17 protein-coding genes are annotated in these 20515 nt (G+C 41.7%); 9 read left to right on the forward strand and 8 right to left on the reverse strand.

Annotation, left to right across the window (positions count from 1 at the left end):
* Positions 1 to 12 precede the first annotated feature (12 nt).
* The 3 genes from BY457_RS08675 to BY457_RS08685 all read left to right on the forward strand — a co-directional run bounded on the left by BY457_RS08675 (position 13) and on the right by BY457_RS08685 (position 4183).
* Positions 13 to 645 carry a cobalamin B12-binding domain-containing protein gene (locus tag BY457_RS08675; RefSeq protein ID WP_106152944.1) on the forward strand — a complete coding sequence of 211 codons (633 nt, stop codon included), beginning with the start codon at positions 13 to 15 and terminating at the stop codon, positions 643 to 645.
* A gap of 2 nt (positions 646 to 647) precedes the next feature.
* Positions 648 to 1820, forward strand: coding sequence for a sensor histidine kinase (locus tag BY457_RS08680; RefSeq protein WP_106152945.1), 1173 nt, complete (start codon positions 648 to 650; stop codon positions 1818 to 1820).
* A 134-nt stretch (positions 1821 to 1954) separates the two neighbouring features.
* Positions 1955 to 4183, forward strand: a complete 2229-nt coding sequence (locus BY457_RS08685; protein WP_106152946.1) for a PAS domain S-box protein — start codon at positions 1955 to 1957, stop codon at positions 4181 to 4183.
* Positions 4184 to 4195: 12 nt separating this feature from the next.
* On the opposite strand, the gene BY457_RS08690 is transcribed toward BY457_RS08685, so the two are convergent.
* Positions 4196 to 4384: an ATP-binding protein gene (locus BY457_RS08690; protein ID WP_106152947.1), complete on the reverse strand. Its 189-nt coding sequence runs from the start codon at positions 4382 to 4384 to the stop codon at positions 4196 to 4198.
* A 289-nt stretch (positions 4385 to 4673) separates the two neighbouring features.
* Here BY457_RS08690 and BY457_RS08695 point away from each other — a divergent pair, with 289 nt between their 5' ends.
* From BY457_RS08695 to BY457_RS08720, 6 genes are all read left to right on the forward strand, one after another.
* Complete coding sequence (locus BY457_RS08695; RefSeq protein ID WP_146130964.1) at positions 4674 to 5945, forward strand: hypothetical protein; 1272 nt, start codon at positions 4674 to 4676, stop codon at positions 5943 to 5945.
* Between the two features lie 425 nt (positions 5946 to 6370).
* Positions 6371 to 8026 carry a SulP family inorganic anion transporter gene (locus tag BY457_RS08700; RefSeq protein WP_106152949.1) on the forward strand — a complete coding sequence of 552 codons (1656 nt, stop codon included), beginning with the start codon at positions 6371 to 6373 and terminating at the stop codon, positions 8024 to 8026.
* 11 nt (positions 8027 to 8037) lie between these two features.
* On the forward strand, positions 8038 to 8397 hold the full coding sequence (locus tag BY457_RS08705; protein WP_106152950.1) for a DsrE/DsrF/TusD sulfur relay family protein: 360 nt from the start codon (positions 8038 to 8040) through the stop codon (positions 8395 to 8397).
* Between the two features lie 103 nt (positions 8398 to 8500).
* Positions 8501 to 9433 (forward strand): PhoH family protein, encoded by a 933-nt coding sequence (locus BY457_RS08710; RefSeq protein ID WP_106152951.1) that lies wholly within the window; start codon positions 8501 to 8503, stop codon positions 9431 to 9433.
* A 19-nt stretch (positions 9434 to 9452) separates the two neighbouring features.
* Positions 9453 to 10406: a phosphoribosylaminoimidazolesuccinocarboxamide synthase gene (locus tag BY457_RS08715; protein WP_106152952.1), complete on the forward strand. Its 954-nt coding sequence runs from the start codon at positions 9453 to 9455 to the stop codon at positions 10404 to 10406.
* A gap of 78 nt (positions 10407 to 10484) precedes the next feature.
* Positions 10485 to 11579 (forward strand): NUDIX domain-containing protein, encoded by a 1095-nt coding sequence (locus BY457_RS08720; RefSeq protein WP_258176675.1) that lies wholly within the window; start codon positions 10485 to 10487, stop codon positions 11577 to 11579.
* Between the two features lie 144 nt (positions 11580 to 11723).
* On the opposite strand, the gene BY457_RS08725 is transcribed toward BY457_RS08720, so the two are convergent.
* The 7 genes from BY457_RS08725 to BY457_RS08755 form a co-directional block, all read right to left on the reverse strand.
* Positions 11724 to 13037, reverse strand: coding sequence for a tetratricopeptide repeat protein (locus tag BY457_RS08725; protein ID WP_106152953.1), 1314 nt, complete (start codon positions 13035 to 13037; stop codon positions 11724 to 11726).
* Between the two features lie 82 nt (positions 13038 to 13119).
* The gene (locus tag BY457_RS08730; protein ID WP_106152954.1) at positions 13120 to 14379 is read right to left on the reverse strand and encodes a M56 family metallopeptidase; all 1260 of its coding nucleotides are present in this window, start codon (positions 14377 to 14379) and stop codon (positions 13120 to 13122) included.
* Complete coding sequence (locus BY457_RS08735; protein ID WP_106152955.1) at positions 14376 to 14759, reverse strand: BlaI/MecI/CopY family transcriptional regulator; 384 nt, start codon at positions 14757 to 14759, stop codon at positions 14376 to 14378. Before BY457_RS08735 ends, BY457_RS08730 begins: the two co-directional genes overlap by 4 nt.
* Before the next feature lie 438 nt (positions 14760 to 15197).
* Positions 15198 to 15941 carry a shikimate dehydrogenase family protein gene (locus tag BY457_RS08740; protein ID WP_106152956.1) on the reverse strand — a complete coding sequence of 248 codons (744 nt, stop codon included), beginning with the start codon at positions 15939 to 15941 and terminating at the stop codon, positions 15198 to 15200.
* A 220-nt stretch (positions 15942 to 16161) separates the two neighbouring features.
* Positions 16162 to 17073, reverse strand: a complete 912-nt coding sequence (locus BY457_RS08745) for a DUF368 domain-containing protein (RefSeq protein ID WP_106152957.1) — start codon at positions 17071 to 17073, stop codon at positions 16162 to 16164.
* A gap of 9 nt (positions 17074 to 17082) precedes the next feature.
* On the reverse strand, positions 17083 to 18513 hold the full coding sequence (locus tag BY457_RS08750) for a tetratricopeptide repeat protein (protein WP_106152958.1): 1431 nt from the start codon (positions 18511 to 18513) through the stop codon (positions 17083 to 17085).
* Between the two features lie 315 nt (positions 18514 to 18828).
* Positions 18829 to 20358: a DUF4301 family protein gene (locus BY457_RS08755; protein ID WP_106152959.1), complete on the reverse strand. Its 1530-nt coding sequence runs from the start codon at positions 20356 to 20358 to the stop codon at positions 18829 to 18831.
* Between the last annotated feature and the right edge of the window lie 157 nt (positions 20359 to 20515).

Consider the following 20515-nt stretch of genomic DNA (forward strand, 5'->3'; position numbering starts at 1 on the left):
TAATCTTCATATATGACAATTGACAACCAGCAATTTTTAGATGCTTTGCTGCATGGAGACAGGACTTTAGCTTCAGATATCCTGAAGAAAGTTCATCGGGAGGGGTACTCGGTTGAGGATATTTATGAGTTGTTAATAAAACCGGCACTTTATCAGGCAGGGGTACTCTGGGAAACCGGAAAGATCAGTGTGGCTACAGAACACCTGGCTTCTGCAGTGGTGGAAGCGTTGCTTAATGAAATGTATTATCACATTCTTTCTCTGAATCAAAAAAAGAATAAGGTGGTAGTTTCCTGTGTGGAAAACGAATTTCATCAGATTGGTAGTAGAATGGTAGCTGACATATTTGAACTGAATGGATGGAATACCTCTTTTCTGGGGGCAAATACCCCCACATCCGAGCTTATTCATTTTATTAAAGATAAGGAACCCCATATATTGGCTTTATCTCTAACATTGAGCCAAAACCTTTCTTTATTGGACAAAATGATCAATTCAATTCGTAAAGAATTACCTGATATCTCGATTATTATCGGGGGACAGGCATTCAACCATGGTGGTCACGATTTGGTTGACAAGTATGAGGATGTCAGACTTTTTGAAAACCTTAAATCACTGAACAGCTGCATTATAAATAATTGTTAAACATGATCAGCGGGGATTCTTCACTTTTTCTTTCTGAATGGACGGAAGAAATCAACCATTCAATTCATAACAACAAGTCTTTGTGTATTGCGGTTTTCTCGTGCAACAGAGAACTCCTGTATGCAAATGCTCCAATGCATTTTTTGCTGCAGGATGCTCCTTTTGACCAGTTACTGAATCCATCATTCGACCAATTGGTAAGTGCAAAATCAGAATCGGATGAAATTTTTGAGGGACATATTACTTTTGGTACCATTTCTTCATTAAATACCTCTATCGTTGCTAAAGTTTTTCGAAAAAACAATAAAATACTAATTGTTGGTGGCGCTGATATGAACCAACTGATGGAACAAAATGAGCAGCTTGTTTTGTTGAACAGAGAAGTGAATGACCTGCAAAGACAATTAATCAAAGAGAAGGTAGTCCTGGAAAATACATTGAATCAACTGCATGAAGTAAACAATAAATTGAATGAAGTCGTTGCAACCAAGGACAAATTTTTTTCCATCATAGCCCACGACCTCAAGAATCCGTTCAACACAATATTGGGATTAAGTGAATTGCTTGGCCACAGTTCTGATTCTTTCACATCGGGGCAGATAAAAACTTATGCTCAAAATATAAATCAAGGTGCAGATCAGGCATATCGGTTGCTGGAAAACCTTCTTAGATGGGCCCGGGTACAAAGAGGTTTGCTTAAGCCAATGTTCACCCGGATCACTGTTTCTGCCTTAGTTAATGAGGTGTTTGAGTTGTTGAAGGAAAATGCTGAAGCCAAAAAAATAGATCTCATTCTTGATCTTCAATTTACCGGATTTGTCACAACCGACAGGGAAATGCTGCTTACCATCCTGAGGAATCTAATTTCCAATGCCTTGAAATTTACACATACAGGGGGGAAAGTAATTCTGACTACTCAAAAAGAACAAGATCGTATTGTCTTCAAAGTTTCAGATACAGGGGTGGGGATGACCAGGGAGGTCATGGATAAAATTTTCCGCATTGACAGTGATGTAACACAAAAAGGGACTGCTCAGGAGACAGGGAGCGGACTTGGGTTAATACTCTCTAAAGAGTTTGTGCAAAAGCTTGGGGGAAAAATAACGGTGCAAAGCACTCCTGACGAAGGTACAATTTTTCGTGTATTCCTGCCATTGCCTCCTTACATTAGATAATGAAGCCATAAATAAGTTATCAGTTTCCTGTGTATTATTTTTAACTTTTCATGCAAAAATTAAAACCCTCGAAGAGGTTCTTCGTATTCTTTAATACCAAGCAACTTTTTTTGACACACAAAGATTGACACTTTATGCCTCAGGTTTTCATCCTTTCACGAGATACCGGCCTGTCCCAAAACATAGCTCAAATACTATCTAAAAGAGGAATCTCCTGTGATTATGCCAATGACCTCAATGAAAAAAAACTACCTTCCGGATGTAAGCATCGCGTTATTGTATTAGAAGAAACTCTTCACAGATCCTCATTGGACATCGTTCTCCAAAAAAACAATAAAGCAACCTGCCCATACCACATTATTGCTTTTGCCAGGTCAATGTCAACCTCGGGGGTGGTGGCCGCGATGAAAAAAGGGGTAGATGACTACATTACCTTAGATGAAACTCCCGGACATGAAGCTCAAACACTTGCTAATTCAATTACAGAAGCCTTAAATCGGGATATTCACGATTTTCTGGACAGTCCAAATATATATCATTCGGTTTTTGAAAACATCCGGGATGCGGTGTATGTTTTTTCGATTGATCCGAAAACTGGAAAGCCCGGAAAATTTCTTCGGTTCAATAAGGTTGCTCTTCACCGTCTGGGATACTCCGAAAAGGAACTTTTAAATATGAATCCGGAACAAATTGTTGCTCGGGACACAAAACATCTCACCAAAGTTTTCCACCGCGTAATAGAGCATGGTTTTGCCGTTTATCAGTCAGCGCACATCACAAAATACGGTAAAGTGATTCCTGTAGAAATTAGTGCCAGAATTGTCAGTGTCAGGAATACTCCTCTAATGATTTCGGTGGCGCGAAACATCACTTCCCAGAAAAAATTGCTGGAAAATCTGAAAACAAGTAATAAACGTTTTAAGTCAATTACCGAAAAATCACTAACAGGAATTTGTATTCTGAGTGAGGATGGGATTTTTGAATATGTAAATCCCTCTTATTGTGACATTTATGGATATAAAAAAAAGGAACTTCTCAATAATCATTTTTCCATTATTCTCCCGGAAGGAAAACACAGCTCCATTTATGATTTACCCAAACGTTTTTTGAATAATGATTTTGATGTTCCGGGGTATTATGATGTATTGGATAAATATGGAAATAAAAAATATGTTTATGCCGATGCTGCTGATATCAAAAACTTCCGGGGCATAAAGAAAGTGGTCATTTTTGTCAATGATTTCACCTCCACTGTAAAGCACGAAAAAGAATTGAAATTCAGTGAGATGAGACACAGGGCAATGATGGAGGCATTGCATGACCCTGTTTTCATTACCAATAAGAACTACGAAATTGTTTTTGCCAACAAAGCTTTTAATATCCGGTTTGGTGAGGTGAAACCGGGAAAAGCTCTTTGTCACCAAAAAGTTTTTGGCTTTGATGAACAGTGTCCATGGTGCAGGAAAGCAGATCATGGCCCTGAAAGAGCACAGCGGATTCAACGAGATGTAAAGAATCGGATTTATCATATTTCTGAGCAAAATATTACATTGGACAACGATCATCAGATGCGAATGACGATCATGCGTGATGTGACCAAAGTCGTTAAAGCCCGTAACAAAGCCATTGAAAGTGACAAACTCAAATCGGCTTTTCTGGCCAACATCAGTCATGAAATCCGCACCCCCCTGAATGCTATTCTTGGCTTTTCATCTCTGATGCAACAAGTAGAAATACCACGTGAAGAGCAATCCAAATACATCAATCAAATACATGAAGCCGGAAACGACCTTTTAAATGTCATTGACGACATCATGGATTTTTCATTTCTGGATTCGGGTCTTACACCAGTTACACTTGAAGAATTTAACCCAAAAGATATAGTTTCCAGAGTTAAACAAGAGATCTCCTCACTCAAACGAAAGGCAGGAACCAAAACCATCAACACCATAGTTCAGGATAATATTCATCCGGATTTGACTTTCAAATCCGACGCAGATAAAATTCTGAAAATCATTGTTCAGTTGTTACGCAATGCTTTCAAATTCACTAAGAAGGGGGAGATAAAGATTACTTTTAACACCGACCCAAAAGGATGGTTTCACATCGAAGTCAGCGATACCGGCATTGGAATCCCAAAAGACAAACAAAAAATTATTTTTACCCGGTTCCGTCAGGGAGATGAGAGAATTACCCGGGAATTTGGAGGTAATGGTCTGGGCCTTGCCCTTACCAAACACCTCTCTTTAATGCTGGGGGGCAAAATAACTGTAGCGTCAGAGGTTGGTCAGGGGAGTTCCTTTAAAGTTTCTTTACCTGTAAAACTGGACGATGACATTGTTAAAGCTGCTAATGAGGGGTAGGATGCAATGGATCTAACATCTCTTCAATGCCACATAAAATGCACTTCCTTTGCCTTCCTCACTCTCAACCCGGATCTCGCCATTCAGGAGGTCAACCAACTCTTTGACAATGCTTAGTCCCAATCCTGTGCCTGTATCTGTTCTGTTATTTCTTGCAAAGGAGTGAGCAACGTTTAGCAATTTCTTTGCTATAGAAGACAAATAACCATAATTGTCTTGTGCTCAGACTCTTTTTGTGTTAAATTAAGCTAGTTGTAAAAGAATCAGGTCGAAAGTTGTTTTTTCAAGGTTGGTAGGGGTTGATTTTCGGCTTTGCTGAAAATCAACCCCTACCGACCATCAGTGTCCTGCAAAGGCCAGTTCATTGCAAACGTTTTGAAGCAATCACAGGTTTTCAACCGGACACCAAAGGTAAATTTCAACCGGATAAAAGGAGTCCCGAATTTTGGGGAAGAGTTCCATTAGACCTTTATATTCAAATTTTATACGGATGAAAAAATCAATTGTACTTATCATGTTCACCGTTTTTGTCGTCTCTGGTTGTGATTTTATCGACAAAATTAAAGAGTTTCTGGGAATGACGGTGCCCAATGCCACGGAAGAAGCAGTTGCTGTAATAGACCGGGGTATTAGTGAATTGAGCGTAGCATCGGCCGACTGGCAGGATGTATTGACCGGAGTTTTGGAAGATTTACCGGAGGATGTTCAAAGTACCATTAGAACTGAGGTTTCAGAATTGATGCAACGCGGTATTGCTACCACGGGTACGGAACTCAGGTGTAATGTTGATTTTCTGCGTATTAGGATGAGGCAGGGGCTGGAGAGAATTAAAGCCCGGATTCTGGGAACCGAGCTGCCCCCGCTTGAACCACAGCTTTGTCAGGTGGTTCCGTCTGCCATTGATATGTCTTTGAACCAGAACAGACGGAATAAAATCGAATTTTTCGGATACGACTTTGATCGCACGGAAATTACTGTATTGTTGATTGAAGGAAATCGTCAAATTGATATTTCCCGAAATCTTGACCGTCCGTCTCATTACCATATGACCCTGAATCTTGGTTCATCAGGAGCCAATCTTACCGCCCAGAGTAGTAGAATTATTTTGAAATGGGGAGGGAGAGAAATCTCCTCCATCGGGATAATTCAGCCTGAGCCCAATATCTGCCAAACCCGGATGGATAACTTCCGGCCTGCAAATGTATCTTTAATGCCGGCTCATGCTACAAAACCCGGAAAGAGCAGAGGTGATAAAGAATTTGATGGCCATGGGCCTTATATGTATTGCCATGTAAAATTAATTAATGAGCGCACACGGTTAAGAGCTAAGGTCTATGTAACAGCCAGTGAAACCAGGCGTGACTGGACTTATGGAAAAGCTGAACGGATTTTCACCATTTATACTCCAGATCCCGGATATGAGATTGAGGAAGTTATTTCTTCTGTAGTGGCTTCATATTCTTATACCGATAACGATCATGCTGAGGATGTTTTTGCAGGTAGCGGACCTGTTCAGAAGTTTAAATTCAATGGTGATGGTGGTGGATCCGACATCGGAAGAAATACCAAAGTGGAGATACAATTCAATGCTTTGCGTGTTCAGTTAAAGGAAACCGGAAATTGTGTTTCCAGTGCAATGATACGTAGCATTCAACTGCAGGATGCCATAAGTCCTGTTTTAATTCGAAAAATGGAGCGTACCCCGCAAATCCGATTCCTGGCTCCATCTGAATACCAACTGAGAGATTCATTAATTCAGTAAGGATGCTGATAATTAATTGTTTGGGCAATAAAGTCAGTGAATGCATAGATGTATTATGAATGTAATACAATATTTAACTATCGGATAAGTAGGAAAAGTGTAAAAAATATTTTGCCATTTCCATTTACTCCATTATATTTGCATCGGGTTAGGGTTAAGGTTTGAAAGGTCTGTCGGAATGCCGGCAGGCCTTTCTTTTTTTATAAACATCCATCCTGTTTGGTTTTTAAAGATAATTAAGAGTAAAAATATCCTTCTGAACAAAAGTTCATTTAAATTTGCGCTTCATTTTAGTGCCCGTCTATAGACTAAGCGTTTTTCACCTGTTTGAGCTTTATAGACAAACACTATTCACATGGAACCGGTATCAGATGTTTTCCTTTTGTCAGGTATCCGGGATCTCCACTTAATTATTTTTTAAGGACATGAAGTACATTTTTAAGCCCAAGCTTATCAGTTTGTGGCAGCACAAGCTCATTGACAAAAACACCATTACAAAAGATGTGCTGGCCGGTTTAGTTGTGGGGATTGTGGCGCTTCCATTGGCTATTGCCTTTGCGGTGGCCTCTGGAGTATCACCCGAAAAAGGGCTGATTACAGCCGTAATTGCCGGATTTATCATTTCATTACTTGGAGGAAGCAGGGTTCAGATCGGAGGCCCCACCGGAGCTTTTGTAATTATTGTTTATGCAATTGTTGAAGCACATGGTTTGGAGGGATTGATGATCTCTACCATCATGGCAGGCATTTTCCTTATTGCATTCGGTTTACTGAAATTGGGAACCTTGCTAAAGTTTATTCCCCATCCTCTGGTGGTTGGTTTTACAAGTGGAATAGCCCTGGTCATTTTTTCCATCCAGGTAAAAGATGCTATGGGAATTGTTTCTTCCGGGGTGCCATCCGCTTTTATTGATAAATGGTTGTTCTATTTTAGGCATATACCGGCTGTCAATCTAAATGCTCTCTGGATAACTCTTGTTACGATTCTTATTACAGTAGGCTTTAAAAAGATAACTACCAGAATCCCGGGGTCATTTATTGCTATTATTGCTGTTTCAGCGGTGGTTGCTATTGCAAATATTGAAGTGGCCACCATTGGCTCGGTGTTTGGAGAAATTCCGGCAAAATTTCATTTTGATATGCCTGCTGTCAGTTGGGAGAAAATCCATATCTATCTTGGTCCGGCTCTTACCATTGCGCTACTAGGAGGAATAGAATCTTTGCTTTCTGCCGTTGTGTCGGATGGTATGATCGGTAGCAATCATCGTTCAAATACTGAACTGATCAGCCAGGGAATTGCCAATGTTGTAACTCCTTTTTTTGGTGGTATTCCGGCAACTGGTGCCATTGCACGAACAGCCACCAATGTGAAAAACGGAGGTCGCACTCCCATTGCTGGCATGGTTCATTCGGTTACCTTATTGCTGATAATGCTGTTTTTTGGGAAGTATGCGGCCTTGATTCCGTTGTCGTGTCTTGCCGGAATATTGATGGTGGTGGCCTACAACATGAGTGAATGGAAATCGTTCGTTTCCATTCTCAAAGGGTCTGTTTTCGATATTATTGTCTTGTTAACCACTTTCTTCCTGACTGTCCTGGTTGATCTTACCGTGGCAATCGAAGTAGGCATTGTATTGGCATCTCTGTTGTTTATGAAACGAATGGCTGATGTGGCAAAATATTCTGACAATGAGATTGATGTGGATGTGATTGAGAATTATTCTCATATTCCTCGTGAAGTGGGTATCTTCGAAATCAGTGGACCGTTTTTCTTTGGTTCAGCCAAGCAGTATGGAGAATGGCTGAAGTCGTCAGGACAAAAGTATGATGTTCTTATCATACGTATGCGTCATGTTCCTTTTATTGATTCTACCGGGGTTCACAATCTGAAGGAGGCCATCAGGAATATTCAGAAAAGAAATACAAGAGTAATGCTTTCGGGAATAAAGCCTGAAGTTGGAAAGGTGCTGGTAAAAGGTGGTGTGCTTGAACTAATTGGTGAGAAAAGTGTTTTTCTGAATTTCGGAGAAGCTCTGGATGAAGCCAGGGGTGTTCAAAATGATAAGAGTATAGACCATTAAGTTTTGTAATCATGCAGAAAATTTTAATTATTTTTAATCGGGAACCCTATGACAACACAGATGTAACCTGGAACGGACTGCGTTTGGCAGATACACTCCGCAAGCAGGGCCATGAAGTTCGTATCTTTCTTATGAATGACGCGGTGGATATGGCACGTGATGTTTGCAAACCTCCGGAGGGATATGATCAGGATTTGTCTCAAATGCTCAAAGGTTTAATCCATGAAGGGGTGCCTGTTGAAGTTTGTGGTACCTGCATGGCGCGCTGTGGCATTTATAAAAATCATCCTTATTTTGAAGGAGCCAACAGTTCTACAATGGGATTTCTTGCTGAGTGGGTGGCAGATAGTGATAAGGTTCTTACTTTTTAAGTTTTTTTTCTTCTTTTCCTCTAATCTCAGAGCATCAGGACTGTTCTAATTTCCTAAAATGTTGTTTCTTTGCATTACACGGAAAAAGAACTTTGATTTTTTTATGATCGAAAAACTTATTTATCTCGAATCTGTTGATTTGGTGGAGTTCATGGGAGTGAAAAATGCCAAACTGGATTTGATAAAAGCAAATTTTCCAAAACTGAAAATTGTAGCTCGTGGCAACTGGCTGAAAGCCATGGGCGATGCAGAAGAGGTGGCAGATTTTGAGGAAAAAATTAATCAACTCCTGGAACACTATGAGCGTTTTAATGTTCTGAAAGAAGATGTCATTAACGACATCATGAAGGGACATACGGTGGTTCAGCAGGAAAGCGCTGAAGATACCATTCTTTTTGGTGTAAACGGTAAGCCTATAAAAGCACGGACAGAGAATCAGCGGAAACTGGTAGAGGCCTATTCCAAAAATGATTTGATGTTTGCAGTGGGACCGGCCGGATCCGGAAAAACCTATACTGCCATTGCATTGGCGGTGAAGGCTTTGAAAAGCAGGGTGGTTCGCAGAATAATTCTGAGTCGTCCGGCGGTGGAAGCAGGAGAGAAGTTGGGGTTTCTGCCCGGAGATATGAAGGAGAAAATTGATCCTTATCTGCAGCCGCTCTATGATGCACTTCAGGATATGATTCCTGCAGTGAAGCTGAAAGAGTATATGGAAAACGGAACCATTCAGATTGCCCCGTTGGCATATATGCGTGGGCGGACACTGAACAATGCTTTTGTGATTTTGGATGAGGCTCAGAATACTACTACCAATCAGTTGAAGATGTTTCTGACCCGAATGGGGACCAGCGCTAAGTTTGTGGTAACCGGTGATATTACGCAGATTGACTTACCAAATCCCATGACTTCGGGACTTGTGCAGGCCATGCGCATACTGAAAGGCATAAAAGGGATAGAAAGGGTGAAGTTTTCTGTGAAAGATATTGTTCGTCATCGATTGGTCCAGGATATTGTGGAAGCTTACGAAAAAGAATAACTCTATATTTTACAGACCTATGCAAAACGCTATTGTAGAAACCAATTTCAATTTTCCTCGTCAAAAAGACGTTTACAAAGGGAAAGTCCGTGATGTATATAACATCGACGACAATTTTCTGGTAATGGTGGTCTCTGACCGCATCTCTGCCTTTGATGTGGTGCTGCCTAAAGGAATCCCGTTCAAAGGACAGGTGCTGAATCAGATTGCTGCCGGTTTTTTGGATGCTACCTCGGATATTGTTCCCAATTGGAAAGTAGCTACTCCGGATCCTATGGTTACTGTGGGACATTTTTGTGAGCCTTTTAAGGTAGAGATGGTGATTCGTGGTTATCTGACAGGCCATGCCTGGCGCGAATACAAATCCGGAAAACGTGAGCTGTGTGGAAATCCCTTACCCGATGGAATGGTAGAAAATCAGAAGTTTGAGAAACCACTCATTACGCCTACCACCAAAGCTGATGTTGGCCATGACGAAGACATCTCCCGTGAAGAGATTCTGAAACAAGGACTCGTGAGTGAGGAAGATTATGCCTTGCTCGAGAAATATACCATGGAGCTGTTTCAGCGTGGCACAGAGATGGCTGCCGAGAAAGGACTGATATTGGTGGATACCAAGTACGAGTTTGGCAAGAAAGACGGGAAAATTTACCTGATTGATGAGATTCATACGCCCGATTCATCAAGATATTTTTATGCCGATGGGTATGAAGAGCGCCTGAAAAAGGGAGAAGCCCAGCGTCAGCTCTCCAAGGAGTTTGTTCGTCAATGGTTGATTGAGAATGGTTTTCAGGGTCGTGAAGGGCAACAGATTCCTGATATGAATGAGGAGTACATTAATGAAGTATCAGAGCGATACATTGAGTTGTTTGAAAAAATCACCGGGGACTCCTTCCAGAAGGCAAAAGCGGAAGATGTGGCCGGTCGCATTGAGAAGAATGTGACAAGTTATCTGAAAGACTTGTTGAAATAATGAATTGTGAACATCAGCAAAGGCACCGTAGCTTCCTAATTGGAGGTATGGTGTCTTTGTGATTTTAAACAGAAACGATTGAGACTTTCTACCAGTAAACCATTGTCTCTGGCAGGCAAACTGCTGCCGGGCATGTTACCACTATTGATATTTGTCGGAGTTGAACTCGTCTGGGGCACCACCATCGGCCTGGTGGCTGCTTTGTCATTAGGATTGGTTCAATTTGTGTGGTTTTGGTTCCGGGAACACCGGTTGGATAAATTTATTCTGTTCGACATTGGCTTTTTGATGGTGCTGGGAGGGCTTGCCATTCTCTTTGACAATGCTTTGTTGTTTAAGCTGAAGCCGGTATTCATTGGTGCGGCATTATTATTAATAATCGGGTATTCTGCTTTTTCCAATGTCCGGTTGGTTATGCTGATGATGCAACGGTATTTTAAAGGACTGGTGGCCGGTCCTTTTGAGTCCTGGCTGATGCAGGATGTACTCAGAGTTTTCTTCTGGTTACTGTTGGCGCATACCTTGCTGACCTTTGGTGCAGCACTCTGGATGCCTCATGCATGGTGGGCTGCTATTAGTGGACCCGGTTTTTATGTTTTGGTTGGCGGACTGGTACTCTATTCCTGGCTTCTTAACAAGAAACGAAAAAGGAACTGGAGCCTGGAAGAGTGGCTTCCACTGGTAGATGAAGAGGGAAAAGTTCTTGGACATGCCCCGAGAAGTCTTGTACACAATGGTAAAAACCGTTGGCTTCATCCGGTGGTTCACCTTCAGGTGGTAACAAGGGAAGGACTTTGGCTTCAGAAACGTCCGATGCATAAAACAGTGCAACCGGGCAAGTGGGATACTGCTGTTGGTGGTCATGTATCAAAGGAGGAAACCATTGAGACCGCTCTTTTGCGGGAAGCTGCCGAAGAAATTGGTGTCAATTCGGGAGAGGCTGTTTCATTGGGACGTTACTTGTGGCGAAGTGGCGTGGAAAATGAACTCGTATTTGTATTCGCACTTTTTTATGAAGGAGAAATAATCCCCCATCCCGAAGAACTGGATGGAGGAAAAATTTGGTCATTTTCTGAGCTGGAGGTAGCCAACGGAACAGGCCTGCTTACTCCAAACTTCGAGGAGGAGTACCGCCGATATGGAGAAGTATTGAGAAAAATGAAGGAGAGATAGTTTTTTTGATTTGAATGACACTTGAACGGGGAAAGAGCGTTGATTTAAAAGCCTTTTAGGTTAAAAAAGCAATGGGCTGCTACAGAATTGGATGGTAATTCTTTAACAGCTCCACAGCTTTATATCCTCTCTACCCTTCCCTTGTTAGTTTTTCCCACTCTCTTCCCAGAATTTTTGCTCTTCCAGCTTTTCAATTCGCTGGTTCAGATATTTTATCATTCGACCTTTATTTTGGGTATTTGTGGTATCCTCTTCAATCATCGCAAGCGTGTTTTTATATCCATTAATGGCCTTTTCGGCATCTTTTAGCTGGTAATCCAGAATCATTAATATGTCCATACGGACGGACATATTTGTAGGATCCGATTCCAGAATTTCATTGTAAATTTTGAGAGCTTTATGCCACTGTGTTGCCCTTTTGTAGTTTTCAGCCAGTTCTTTGATAATCATGTTTCTGATGGCAGGTGGGGTGGTAATGATATCGAGTGCAGTGTGGAAATACCGCTCGCTCTCATCGGTTTGTCCGATATTTCTGCAACATATTCCCAGGTTGTAATACACCAGAAAATCATTGGGGTTTTGGAATACTGCCTGTTTTAAGGGTATTTCGGCTTCGAGATATTCGCCGTTTTTGCGGTAACTCATCCCCAGAAACTTAGTGGTGATAAACGAGGAATCGCCTTTTTGGTAGAGGTCATCAAATACTTTGATAGATTCTTCATACTCATTGAGCAGAAAGAATGTCTGACCATACAACCGACGCAAAGGTTTAGAGTCGTGAATTTCAGGATTGTAGTATTGATCAAAAAAAGAGAGGGCTTCTCCGGGCTTTTCCAGATCCAGAAACAATTGTCCTGCCTTGAAAAGAGTGATGTTTTTGGGGGAGACTTCAACGCTTTTCGTGTAATAGATCAGCGCACTGTCCAGTTTTCGAACCATATTGAAAATGTCTCCCAGTTGGTTTAGAAAGAAGGTGTTGGCAGAGTCTTTGCGAATCAGATCTCTGAAGATATGCAATGCTTCCGGCAGATTGCCTTCTTTTTTCATCACCAGTGCTTTGCGGGGAAGGTAAACAGCGCTGTCGATTCCCTGATCCAGTAACAGGTTAACAAATTCCAATGCCTTGGTGTTTTCAGAAGTGCTGTAGTAAATTTCTTCCAGCTCTTTGACCAATTCGATGGAGGAAGAGTCACGGGCATAAGCCTTTTCCAGTGTAACAATCGCGACGTCGATTTTGTATTCTTTCATCAATCTTCGTGCGTGTGCAATATGCAGGGCAATAGTATCCGGCGAAAGCCGATGGGATGTGGATGTCTGAAGTGTTGAATCCGAAATGATGATTTGGGTACTGTCTGATTTAGATATGGCAACCTGAAGGCTGTCATTTTTTGTGAAATTTCCTGCAACGATTCGGATTGTCAGGGTTAGGAGGATAATGATTAAGGATAAACGATGCATAGTTAGAATTTTGTGGGTTAGAAAAAATCCCCTGGCCCGTATTATGAAAACAGACCGGGGGAATGTTTAAGAATTAAAATGCCTATTTCGGTGATGGGTCGTTTCCCGAAGATAACTGAAAATTAATGGGTACTGTAAAATTAACCTTTACAGTTTTTCCATCCAGTATGCCCGGATTCCAGTCAGGTAAAACTGAAATGACCCTGAGAGCTTCTTCATCCAGTATAGGGTGGCCGGAGCTACGCACTATTTCCGGTTCGGTCACTTTTCCCTTTTCATCAATAATAAATTTGATAAAAACTCGCCCTTCCAAATTGTTTTGAACGGCTTCATCAGGATAATTTGTGTTGCTGATAAGGAACATACTTAATGCCTTATCTCCACCCGGGAACTCAGGCATTTCATCCACTATATCGTAAACGCCTGTTCCTGAATCCGATTTTAGCACTTCTCCGGATTCAGCAACCCGGGCATTTTCTTCTGTCTGATTACAAGCCATAAAACCGATGAAAAAGGTCAGTAAAGCGATGGTTGCAAAAAAAGTTGTTTGCTTTGAGGTATTATTATTTTTAGACATCATAATAAATCGTTTTTTAATGAATGATTTGTGAAAACTGTTTACCAGTTCCAGGCGGGCACCTGTGCGTTGGTAAAGCAGCAACTTTTTGTAGTTGACCAGTGCAATACCCTGATGCAAGACTTCCCTGTCGGCCTGAAATTCATGAATTTCTTTCAGGTTTCGGCGCAAAAGCCATACGACAGGATTGAACCACTGGAAAATAAGAACTGATTCAAGCAAAATTACATCGGCAGAATGCCAGTTTGCCGAATGGGAAATTTCATGGGAAATGATTTGGCTGATCTCCTCTTCGGTATAGTCGTTCTGTCCGATAAAAACCAGGTTGAAAAATGAAAACGGGCTGAAACTCCCTGGCAGATGTGCCACTTTGAAACGACCATGTCGGGCAAACACAATCTTTCGTGACCAGAAACCAAGTTTTATCAATCCTTGAAATAATCTTATCAGAAAAAGCATGACTCCAATGCCATAAATAATCCTGGCGGTTGGCCATTCAACGGCCGGGGTGGTAAAAAGGGTTTTTACTTCACCGGAGACAATGGTTACCGGAGCCATTAGAACTGCAAAGCCATCGTTACTGCCACCTGTGCCGAACAGGTTCAGGGGGAAAAAGGGCAGGAGCAGAGAAAAAATTAATCCACTCAAAAGGAAAAACCGGTTGAAGGTAAATGTTGTCTTCCTTTTGAGAAATAACTGATAAATGAAAACTGTCCCGGTAATGAATACCGAAGACTCGTACAGCCAGTTTACATAATTAATCATTTTTCTTTGCTTTTCTTGTTCTCCAATTCTTTCCGTACATCAGCCATGAGCTCATCAAATTCTTTTAGATCCATCTTGTCATTTTTTGCAAAAAAGGAGACAAGATTTTTGAATGAATCTTCAAAATAATTACTGATAAAGCGTTTCATGAATTTTCTGGTGTATTCCTGCTTGGAAATGATCGGAAAGTAAATGTGTCCTTTTCCTTCTGCGACATGGTCCACAAAACCTTTCTTCTCTAAAATGCGCACGAGGGTAGATACGGTGTTGTAGGCCGGTGTCGGCTCAGGTAGATGATCGATGATTTGCTTCACGGTGGCGTTGCCCATTTGCCACAGCGGGTGCATCACTTGTTCTTCTGCTTTGGTCAGTTCTTTCATCAGTAAGCAATTAATCTAAATGATTGTCTGATGGAACTCGTCCCGAACATTCGGGACTTGTTTCATTTTTCAACTAAAAGTTTAGTTCAAATCTATAACTAAAAACTTAGTTGATCAATGGTTTTGTTGTTAAAAAAGCTTAAAACGCTGTATGAGGGTAAAAAAGAACCACAAGATCGTGTAAAGTCCGGTCATTGAGAGTGCCTTCCCCAAAAAAGCTTGGGGAATAATGTGTAAATGACAGAATTGGCTCGTCCCTGAAAGGGGCAAATTTTAATAACCCCGGGTCGATAACCCGGGGTAAGGCTGAACGATTGGAATCAGGTCCGCAAATGGGGGCCAACTATTAATTGTTTGTCTGTTACAAAAATCTGTCATTGGTAACGTAGTGAAGCAATCTCAATTTTTTAGGGCACCAATAAAAATGAGTGGATATTTCTACTTATTCCAGATATCCCAGGCTGCTTCTGCCTGAAGATGCAACATCTCCAAACCATTCTTTACAACAGCACCTTTTTGGCTACATTTCTGCATAAAAAGAGTCGTTTCGGGATTGTAAATTAAATCAAAAGCGAGATGTTGCGAGGAGATTCCGTTGTAGGGAATGGAAGGACACTGATCGGTTTTAGGAGCCATTCCCATGGGAGTGGTGTTTACAATGACAGTATATTCTTTGAGAATTTCCTCGTTGAGCGACTCATAAGAAACATGTGATGGATGCTGGGGAGTTCGAGAGACATAACGGTAGAGTAATCCCAATTCTTTCAATGCATAGGCAACTGCTTTTGATGCTCCTCCTGTTCCCAGAATCAGTGCTTTGTTATGATGAGAGCGTAAAAGTGGTTCTATGGAACGCGAAAAACCAATAATATCACTGTTGAAACCCTTTAAACGGGGTTTTTTATCATCCCAGGCGATTTTTACAACATTAACCGCCCCGACTTCCCGGGCTATGATATCAATTTCGTCCAGGTAATCTATGACCTGCTGCTTGTAAGGAATGGTCACATTGAGACCGGCAAGATAGGGATGCTTTTCAAGTAAACTGGGAAACTCCCCAATGGTTTCAATGGGAAAATTGAGATACCGGGCTTCTATATTTTCAGCTTTGAATTTCTCTGTGAAATATTTTTGGGAAAAGGAGTGTCCCAGCGGATATCCGATCAGTCCGAAGGTTTTCATATAACAAGGTTTTTAGCAAAAACATCAAGAGCAAGGAGCTAACAGCTTCGAGCCAATTAGAGCCCTTTTATAGAATAAGAAAAGTTTGTTATTCGTTATGTGTCTGATCAGAAAGTGCTAATTGCAAGGCTTGCGAAGCCGCCAAAAGCGCAGTTTAATTACGTAAATGAGTACTTTGGCGGTGAGCGTAACGCAGCAAGTGGTCCTTTATGGATAGACACTAATTTTCTTCTGTTTGCGTTTTATCAGCCCAAATCTCAGTAATGGCAATACTTAAAACCCCTAAGATAATAAAAACAAGAGCAAGCGCAAATTCAGTGTTAACTTCCGGCAGATGCCAGTCATAAGCAATTACTTTCACTTTGTCGCCAAATGCTTGGGTAATTTCGGTTTTCCAGGGCCAGAGTATTCCCAGGGATCCTAAAATAAAACCTGAAAGCAGGGCAATGGTGGAGTCTGGAAAACGTTTCATCAGCCATGAAAGAAAGCGGCTGAAGACAATGAGTCCAACTACGGCTCCAATACCTACAGGCAAAAGGATCGAGAGATCGAAGTTGTTGATGGCATCAATCATAACCAGCTGATAGTTGCCCATGAGTACCAGTACAAAAGAGCCGCTTAGTCCGGGAAGAATCATGCTACAGATGGCTACAACGCCACACAGGAATAAATAATAAAAAGAGCGATCTTCTCCAGCAGGGGTAAGGACAGAGATGCTAATGGCAATGGTGGCTCCCACCAAAAAGGAAATAACGGCTGCAGCATGCCATTTTCGGACCGTACGCGCTACAAACCATACGGAAGCCAGCACCAATCCGAAGAAAAAAGCCCATACATAGATGGGATGATTTTCGAAAAGATATTCCAGTAATCTGGCCAGTGAAAGGATGGCTGCAAAAACTCCGGCAAACAAATAGAGAAGGAAAAACAAATCTGTATATGCTGCAAATTCTTTGAGCTGTCCCTTGATTAGTAATTTTAAAGCGGTTCCGTCAAATGATTTGATGGCATTGATCAATCGCTCAAAAATGCCGGTTATCAGAGCAATGGTTCCGCCCGAAACGCCGGGAATTACGTTGGCTGCTCCCATGGCAGCACCCTTTAGAAAAGGAAAAACAACTTTGTTAAGCATCTGAATCTTCTATTTGTTCTGCTCTATAAAATCATTTAACTCCGGACTTTCTTTGATGACAGGATTTAATCCCGGAAATGCTTCTAACAAATCATCGAGGTAACCCGGAGCTGAGCTTATGGCACCATTTAACAATTCTGTTGCCTGCTCGAGATCTTCGGTGATAAGAATATGGTAGGCTGCCAGAATGTATTGAAAAGAGACTGTTTCGATAAATTTGTCGCCATATTCATCCACAAACAGCTCTATGTTGTAAGCCGGGTTGAGTGCTTTGTTGAGTTTGAACAAGGCGATAATGTGACGCAAATCCCGACGGTTGCTAAGGATGGCTTTTACGAAAAATTTCTTCGACAATTCCCACTCTTCTTCCAATACATAAGATTGGGCTTTGATGTGATGAAACATTCCCAATTCGGAATCATGCATCATCTCTTTCTCCCTCATGGCCATAGCAATAACCGCCCGGCAGTTTTCGGGATCTTGTTGCTCCATATAGAATCGGGCAAAGCTTTCCCATGCATCTATATCCATAGGATCTATGCGGGTTGCCAGATCGAAATATTTCCCGGCCATAGTGGAGTTCCCCAACTGATTCCAGCAGTCGGCAATGTAATGATGGCAACGGGATTGAAAAATGTCGTATGAAATGCATTCCAGATAACTGTCCAGCGCTTCCTGATAGCGGTTTTGCTGTGCCAGACTGTTTCCCTTGTTAAAATATGCCTGAGAATGCTCGGGATTAATGGCCAGACAAAAGTCAAAGGCTTCATCTGCACCTCTGAGGTCACCCATTTTTACAAGTGTGATTCCCGAATTGTACCAGGCATTGTCCGACCATGGATTGATATCCAGCACCTGCTGGTAGGTGTTGAATGCTTTCTGATCTTCTTCTACTTTATCGTAGGCATAAGCCAATTCGAACAGGAGATTTTCGTTGGACCAAAAAAGATTTTTTCGTTTCTCCAGAATATCAATGGCTGCCTGATATTCGTGAAACTGGTTGAGGTACAGGATTACATCCAGCAAAACTTCGGTATCATTTCCAAATGCATATTTGAAACCTTCATTAAAAACAGCTTTGGCCTTTTCGTTCTGATCGTTTCGCAAATATACATAGCCCAGATTCAGGTAAACCTCGGAGTTGGATTTTTCAATCTGAAGCAGGTTTTCCAGCAAAGCAGTAGCTTTACTGAGCTTCCCGTTTTCGATGAAGATAATGGCCTGCTTAACCCTCAATACTGAAGCTTCGGGATGTTGACGTAAGCCAATCTCTATGATGCGCTCCGCTTTGTTAAACTGAAGCTTATCTATATAAAAGTCAAAGATATTTTCTATGCTGTGGACATCAAAAAAGAATTCCTGTCCCCTGTATTCCATTTTTTCAAACCGCTCAACAGCTTCCCTCACTTCATTAAAATGGCCAGACCATGAATCATACATACACACTTGTTTTTAATGGTGCAAAAGTACGCAATCTTTATGTAATGCCAATGCATCTGATTTATTTTAGTCTGTATGCTTGATTTGTTTTGATAATGTGCTGTTTATGTTTGTGTGACGATCGATGTTTAATGTTGAAAGTGAATTTAAGGAGATTGTCCGGGTGAAGTGTCTCATATCGATCGAATTCAGCCATGAAAAGGAGAGTCTGAAAGGAAAAAGCCGGAAGCGACCAACCGGCCAAATCCGACTTTCATGTTCAGAATTATTTCATACTTCTGCCTATCTGCCTTCTGCCTTTCAACTAACTTTTAATCATTCAGGCTGATGTGCTTTTCGCAACAAATCATTGACCGTTTTTACCGGATTAAAAGTGTCCACGGGAACTTCCACGAAAATGGTCAGCCAGTTGGCCATGGCACCGTTCCAAAGTCCCGGTCTTTCCAATGCTTTGATGGATTTGCCGTTGATGGATTTTTCGGAAATAAACCCGGTGTTTTCATCAATATATTGGAGCAGGTCAAACTTATTTCCTTCAAAATCGCGGGTTATGCAAACCAAATCCACCGGATTAAAGTGGGTACTTCCTTCAAATATTTTCTTTTGTTCCGGATCGGTCAGATTAAGCTGAGAACTTTCTACGATTTGCAGGGTTTCCTGTCCATCAGTGTTGCGCACCCAGAAAGGCCCCCCGCCGGGTTCTCCTTCATTTTTAACCATTCCGCAGACTCTGATGGGACGATTCAGGAAATGTAACAGATATGCCCCCTGCTCACCCAGAGAGCCATCTGCCAAATGCCCCGGGATATCGGTGTGAAGTGTCTCCTTCAGGAATTGTCGGATGGAGGTTATCAGGTCGATGGAAAGTTCATCTTCCAGTTGCCGGATGAAATCAAATACCTTGTTTCGAATATCAAGAGCCAGACCTCCCAGCGCTTGTTTATAGTCAGATACCTGTCCTATTTTTTCCGACGGCAGTACATTGTCAATGTTCTTTATAAAGATGATTCCCGCGTCGCAGTCGTTCAGGTTTTCGATGAGAGAACCATGTCCGCCCGGACGGAATACCAAATTTCCCTTCTCATCGCGGAACGGTTCATTGTCAGGCAATACAGCAACGGTATCGGTATGTGCTTTTTGGAAACTGTAGGTTACTTGAAAGGTGGTACCTGTCTGTTTCTGTATCGATTCAATATTTTCAGCAAATTCCTTTTTGAACATCTCCAGATGTTCGGGACTTACGGTAAAGTGAACTTGGGCATTATCTTCCCTGCTTTTTGCATAGCTGGCTGCTTCGGCCAGGTGCTCCAGCATTGCTGTGTGACTACCATCCTGATAGTGATGGAACTGAATCAGTCCTTTAGGTAGAAACCCGTAATTCAAACCTTCTTCATTTAATGCCTTCGCAATAATTTCAGTGGCCAGAGATTGACGCTCTTCAATATTATCAAGATTTTTTCCTGGAAAGAGCTCTTTTAGGGCATTAAAGAATGCAAACCGGGGGAGGTGGTTAATAAATTCTTTTGCCGGATGCTGATCATCCAATTGCTTCAAATCTTCCGGATTTTCCAGAAATTGATAAAGTGCCTTAAACATCCGGGTTGCTGCGCCGGATGCCGGAACAAATTTGAGAGGAGTCAGCCCCTGATTGATCTCTTTCCGGTAAAGTTCTTTCAGGGTGTGAAGAGAATCTTCCGATAATCCAATAATCCCGTTGGTAAGTGTGGCGGGACGCTCTGCTTTTAGCGGTGGAAAGCCCTCTTTAAAACGGTTGATCTGGTCTTCCAATACATCAACGGAAATTCCTTTCTCTTTAAGTTGCTTCAAATCTGTTTCTTGGATCATTTTCGTCGTTTTTTATTTGTCTGAAAATAGTGATTTTTCCTGTTTTTTTCAAATTTATAGAGGGATAGTAGCCATTCTGCCAAGGTCGGGCCCTTTCAAACCAGCCCGAAGTGTGAAATATTCCTTTAGGACAAAATTGGTTTTGCATTTAAACTAG

This window comes from Marinilabilia salmonicolor (genome assembly GCF_003003035.1).
GTDB lineage: Bacteria > Bacteroidota > Bacteroidia > Bacteroidales > Marinilabiliaceae > Marinilabilia > Marinilabilia salmonicolor_A.

Bases quoted from the DNA above. Each gene is read 5' to 3' on its own strand.
- BY457_RS08710 (WP_106152951.1), top strand. From the start codon at position 8,501: ATGATCGAAAAACTTATTTATCTCGAATCTGTTGATTTGGTGGAGTTC.
- BY457_RS08685 (WP_106152946.1), top strand. From the start codon at position 1,955: ATGCCTCAGGTTTTCATCCTTTCACGAGATACCGGCCTGTCCCAAAAC.
- BY457_RS08695 (WP_146130964.1), top strand. From the start codon at position 4,674: ATGAAAAAATCAATTGTACTTATCATGTTCACCGTTTTTGTCGTCTCT.
- BY457_RS08755 (WP_106152959.1), bottom strand. From the start codon at position 20,358: ATGATCCAAGAAACAGATTTGAAGCAACTTAAAGAGAAAGGAATTTCC.
- BY457_RS08750 (WP_106152958.1), bottom strand. From the start codon at position 18,513: ATGTATGATTCATGGTCTGGCCATTTTAATGAAGTGAGGGAAGCTGTT.
- BY457_RS08705 (WP_106152950.1), top strand. From the start codon at position 8,038: ATGCAGAAAATTTTAATTATTTTTAATCGGGAACCCTATGACAACACA.
- BY457_RS08740 (WP_106152956.1), bottom strand. From the start codon at position 15,941: ATGAAAACCTTCGGACTGATCGGATATCCGCTGGGACACTCCTTTTCC.
- BY457_RS08745 (WP_106152957.1), bottom strand. From the start codon at position 17,073: ATGCTTAACAAAGTTGTTTTTCCTTTTCTAAAGGGTGCTGCCATGGGA.
- BY457_RS08675 (WP_106152944.1), top strand. From the start codon at position 13: ATGACAATTGACAACCAGCAATTTTTAGATGCTTTGCTGCATGGAGAC.
- BY457_RS08725 (WP_106152953.1), bottom strand. From the start codon at position 13,037: ATGCATCGTTTATCCTTAATCATTATCCTCCTAACCCTGACAATCCGA.
- BY457_RS08700 (WP_106152949.1), top strand. From the start codon at position 6,371: ATGAAGTACATTTTTAAGCCCAAGCTTATCAGTTTGTGGCAGCACAAG.
- BY457_RS08715 (WP_106152952.1), top strand. From the start codon at position 9,453: ATGCAAAACGCTATTGTAGAAACCAATTTCAATTTTCCTCGTCAAAAA.
- BY457_RS08735 (WP_106152955.1), bottom strand. From the start codon at position 14,759: ATGAAAGAACTGACCAAAGCAGAAGAACAAGTGATGCACCCGCTGTGG.
- BY457_RS08730 (WP_106152954.1), bottom strand. From the start codon at position 14,379: ATGATTAATTATGTAAACTGGCTGTACGAGTCTTCGGTATTCATTACC.
- BY457_RS08680 (WP_106152945.1), top strand. From the start codon at position 648: ATGATCAGCGGGGATTCTTCACTTTTTCTTTCTGAATGGACGGAAGAA.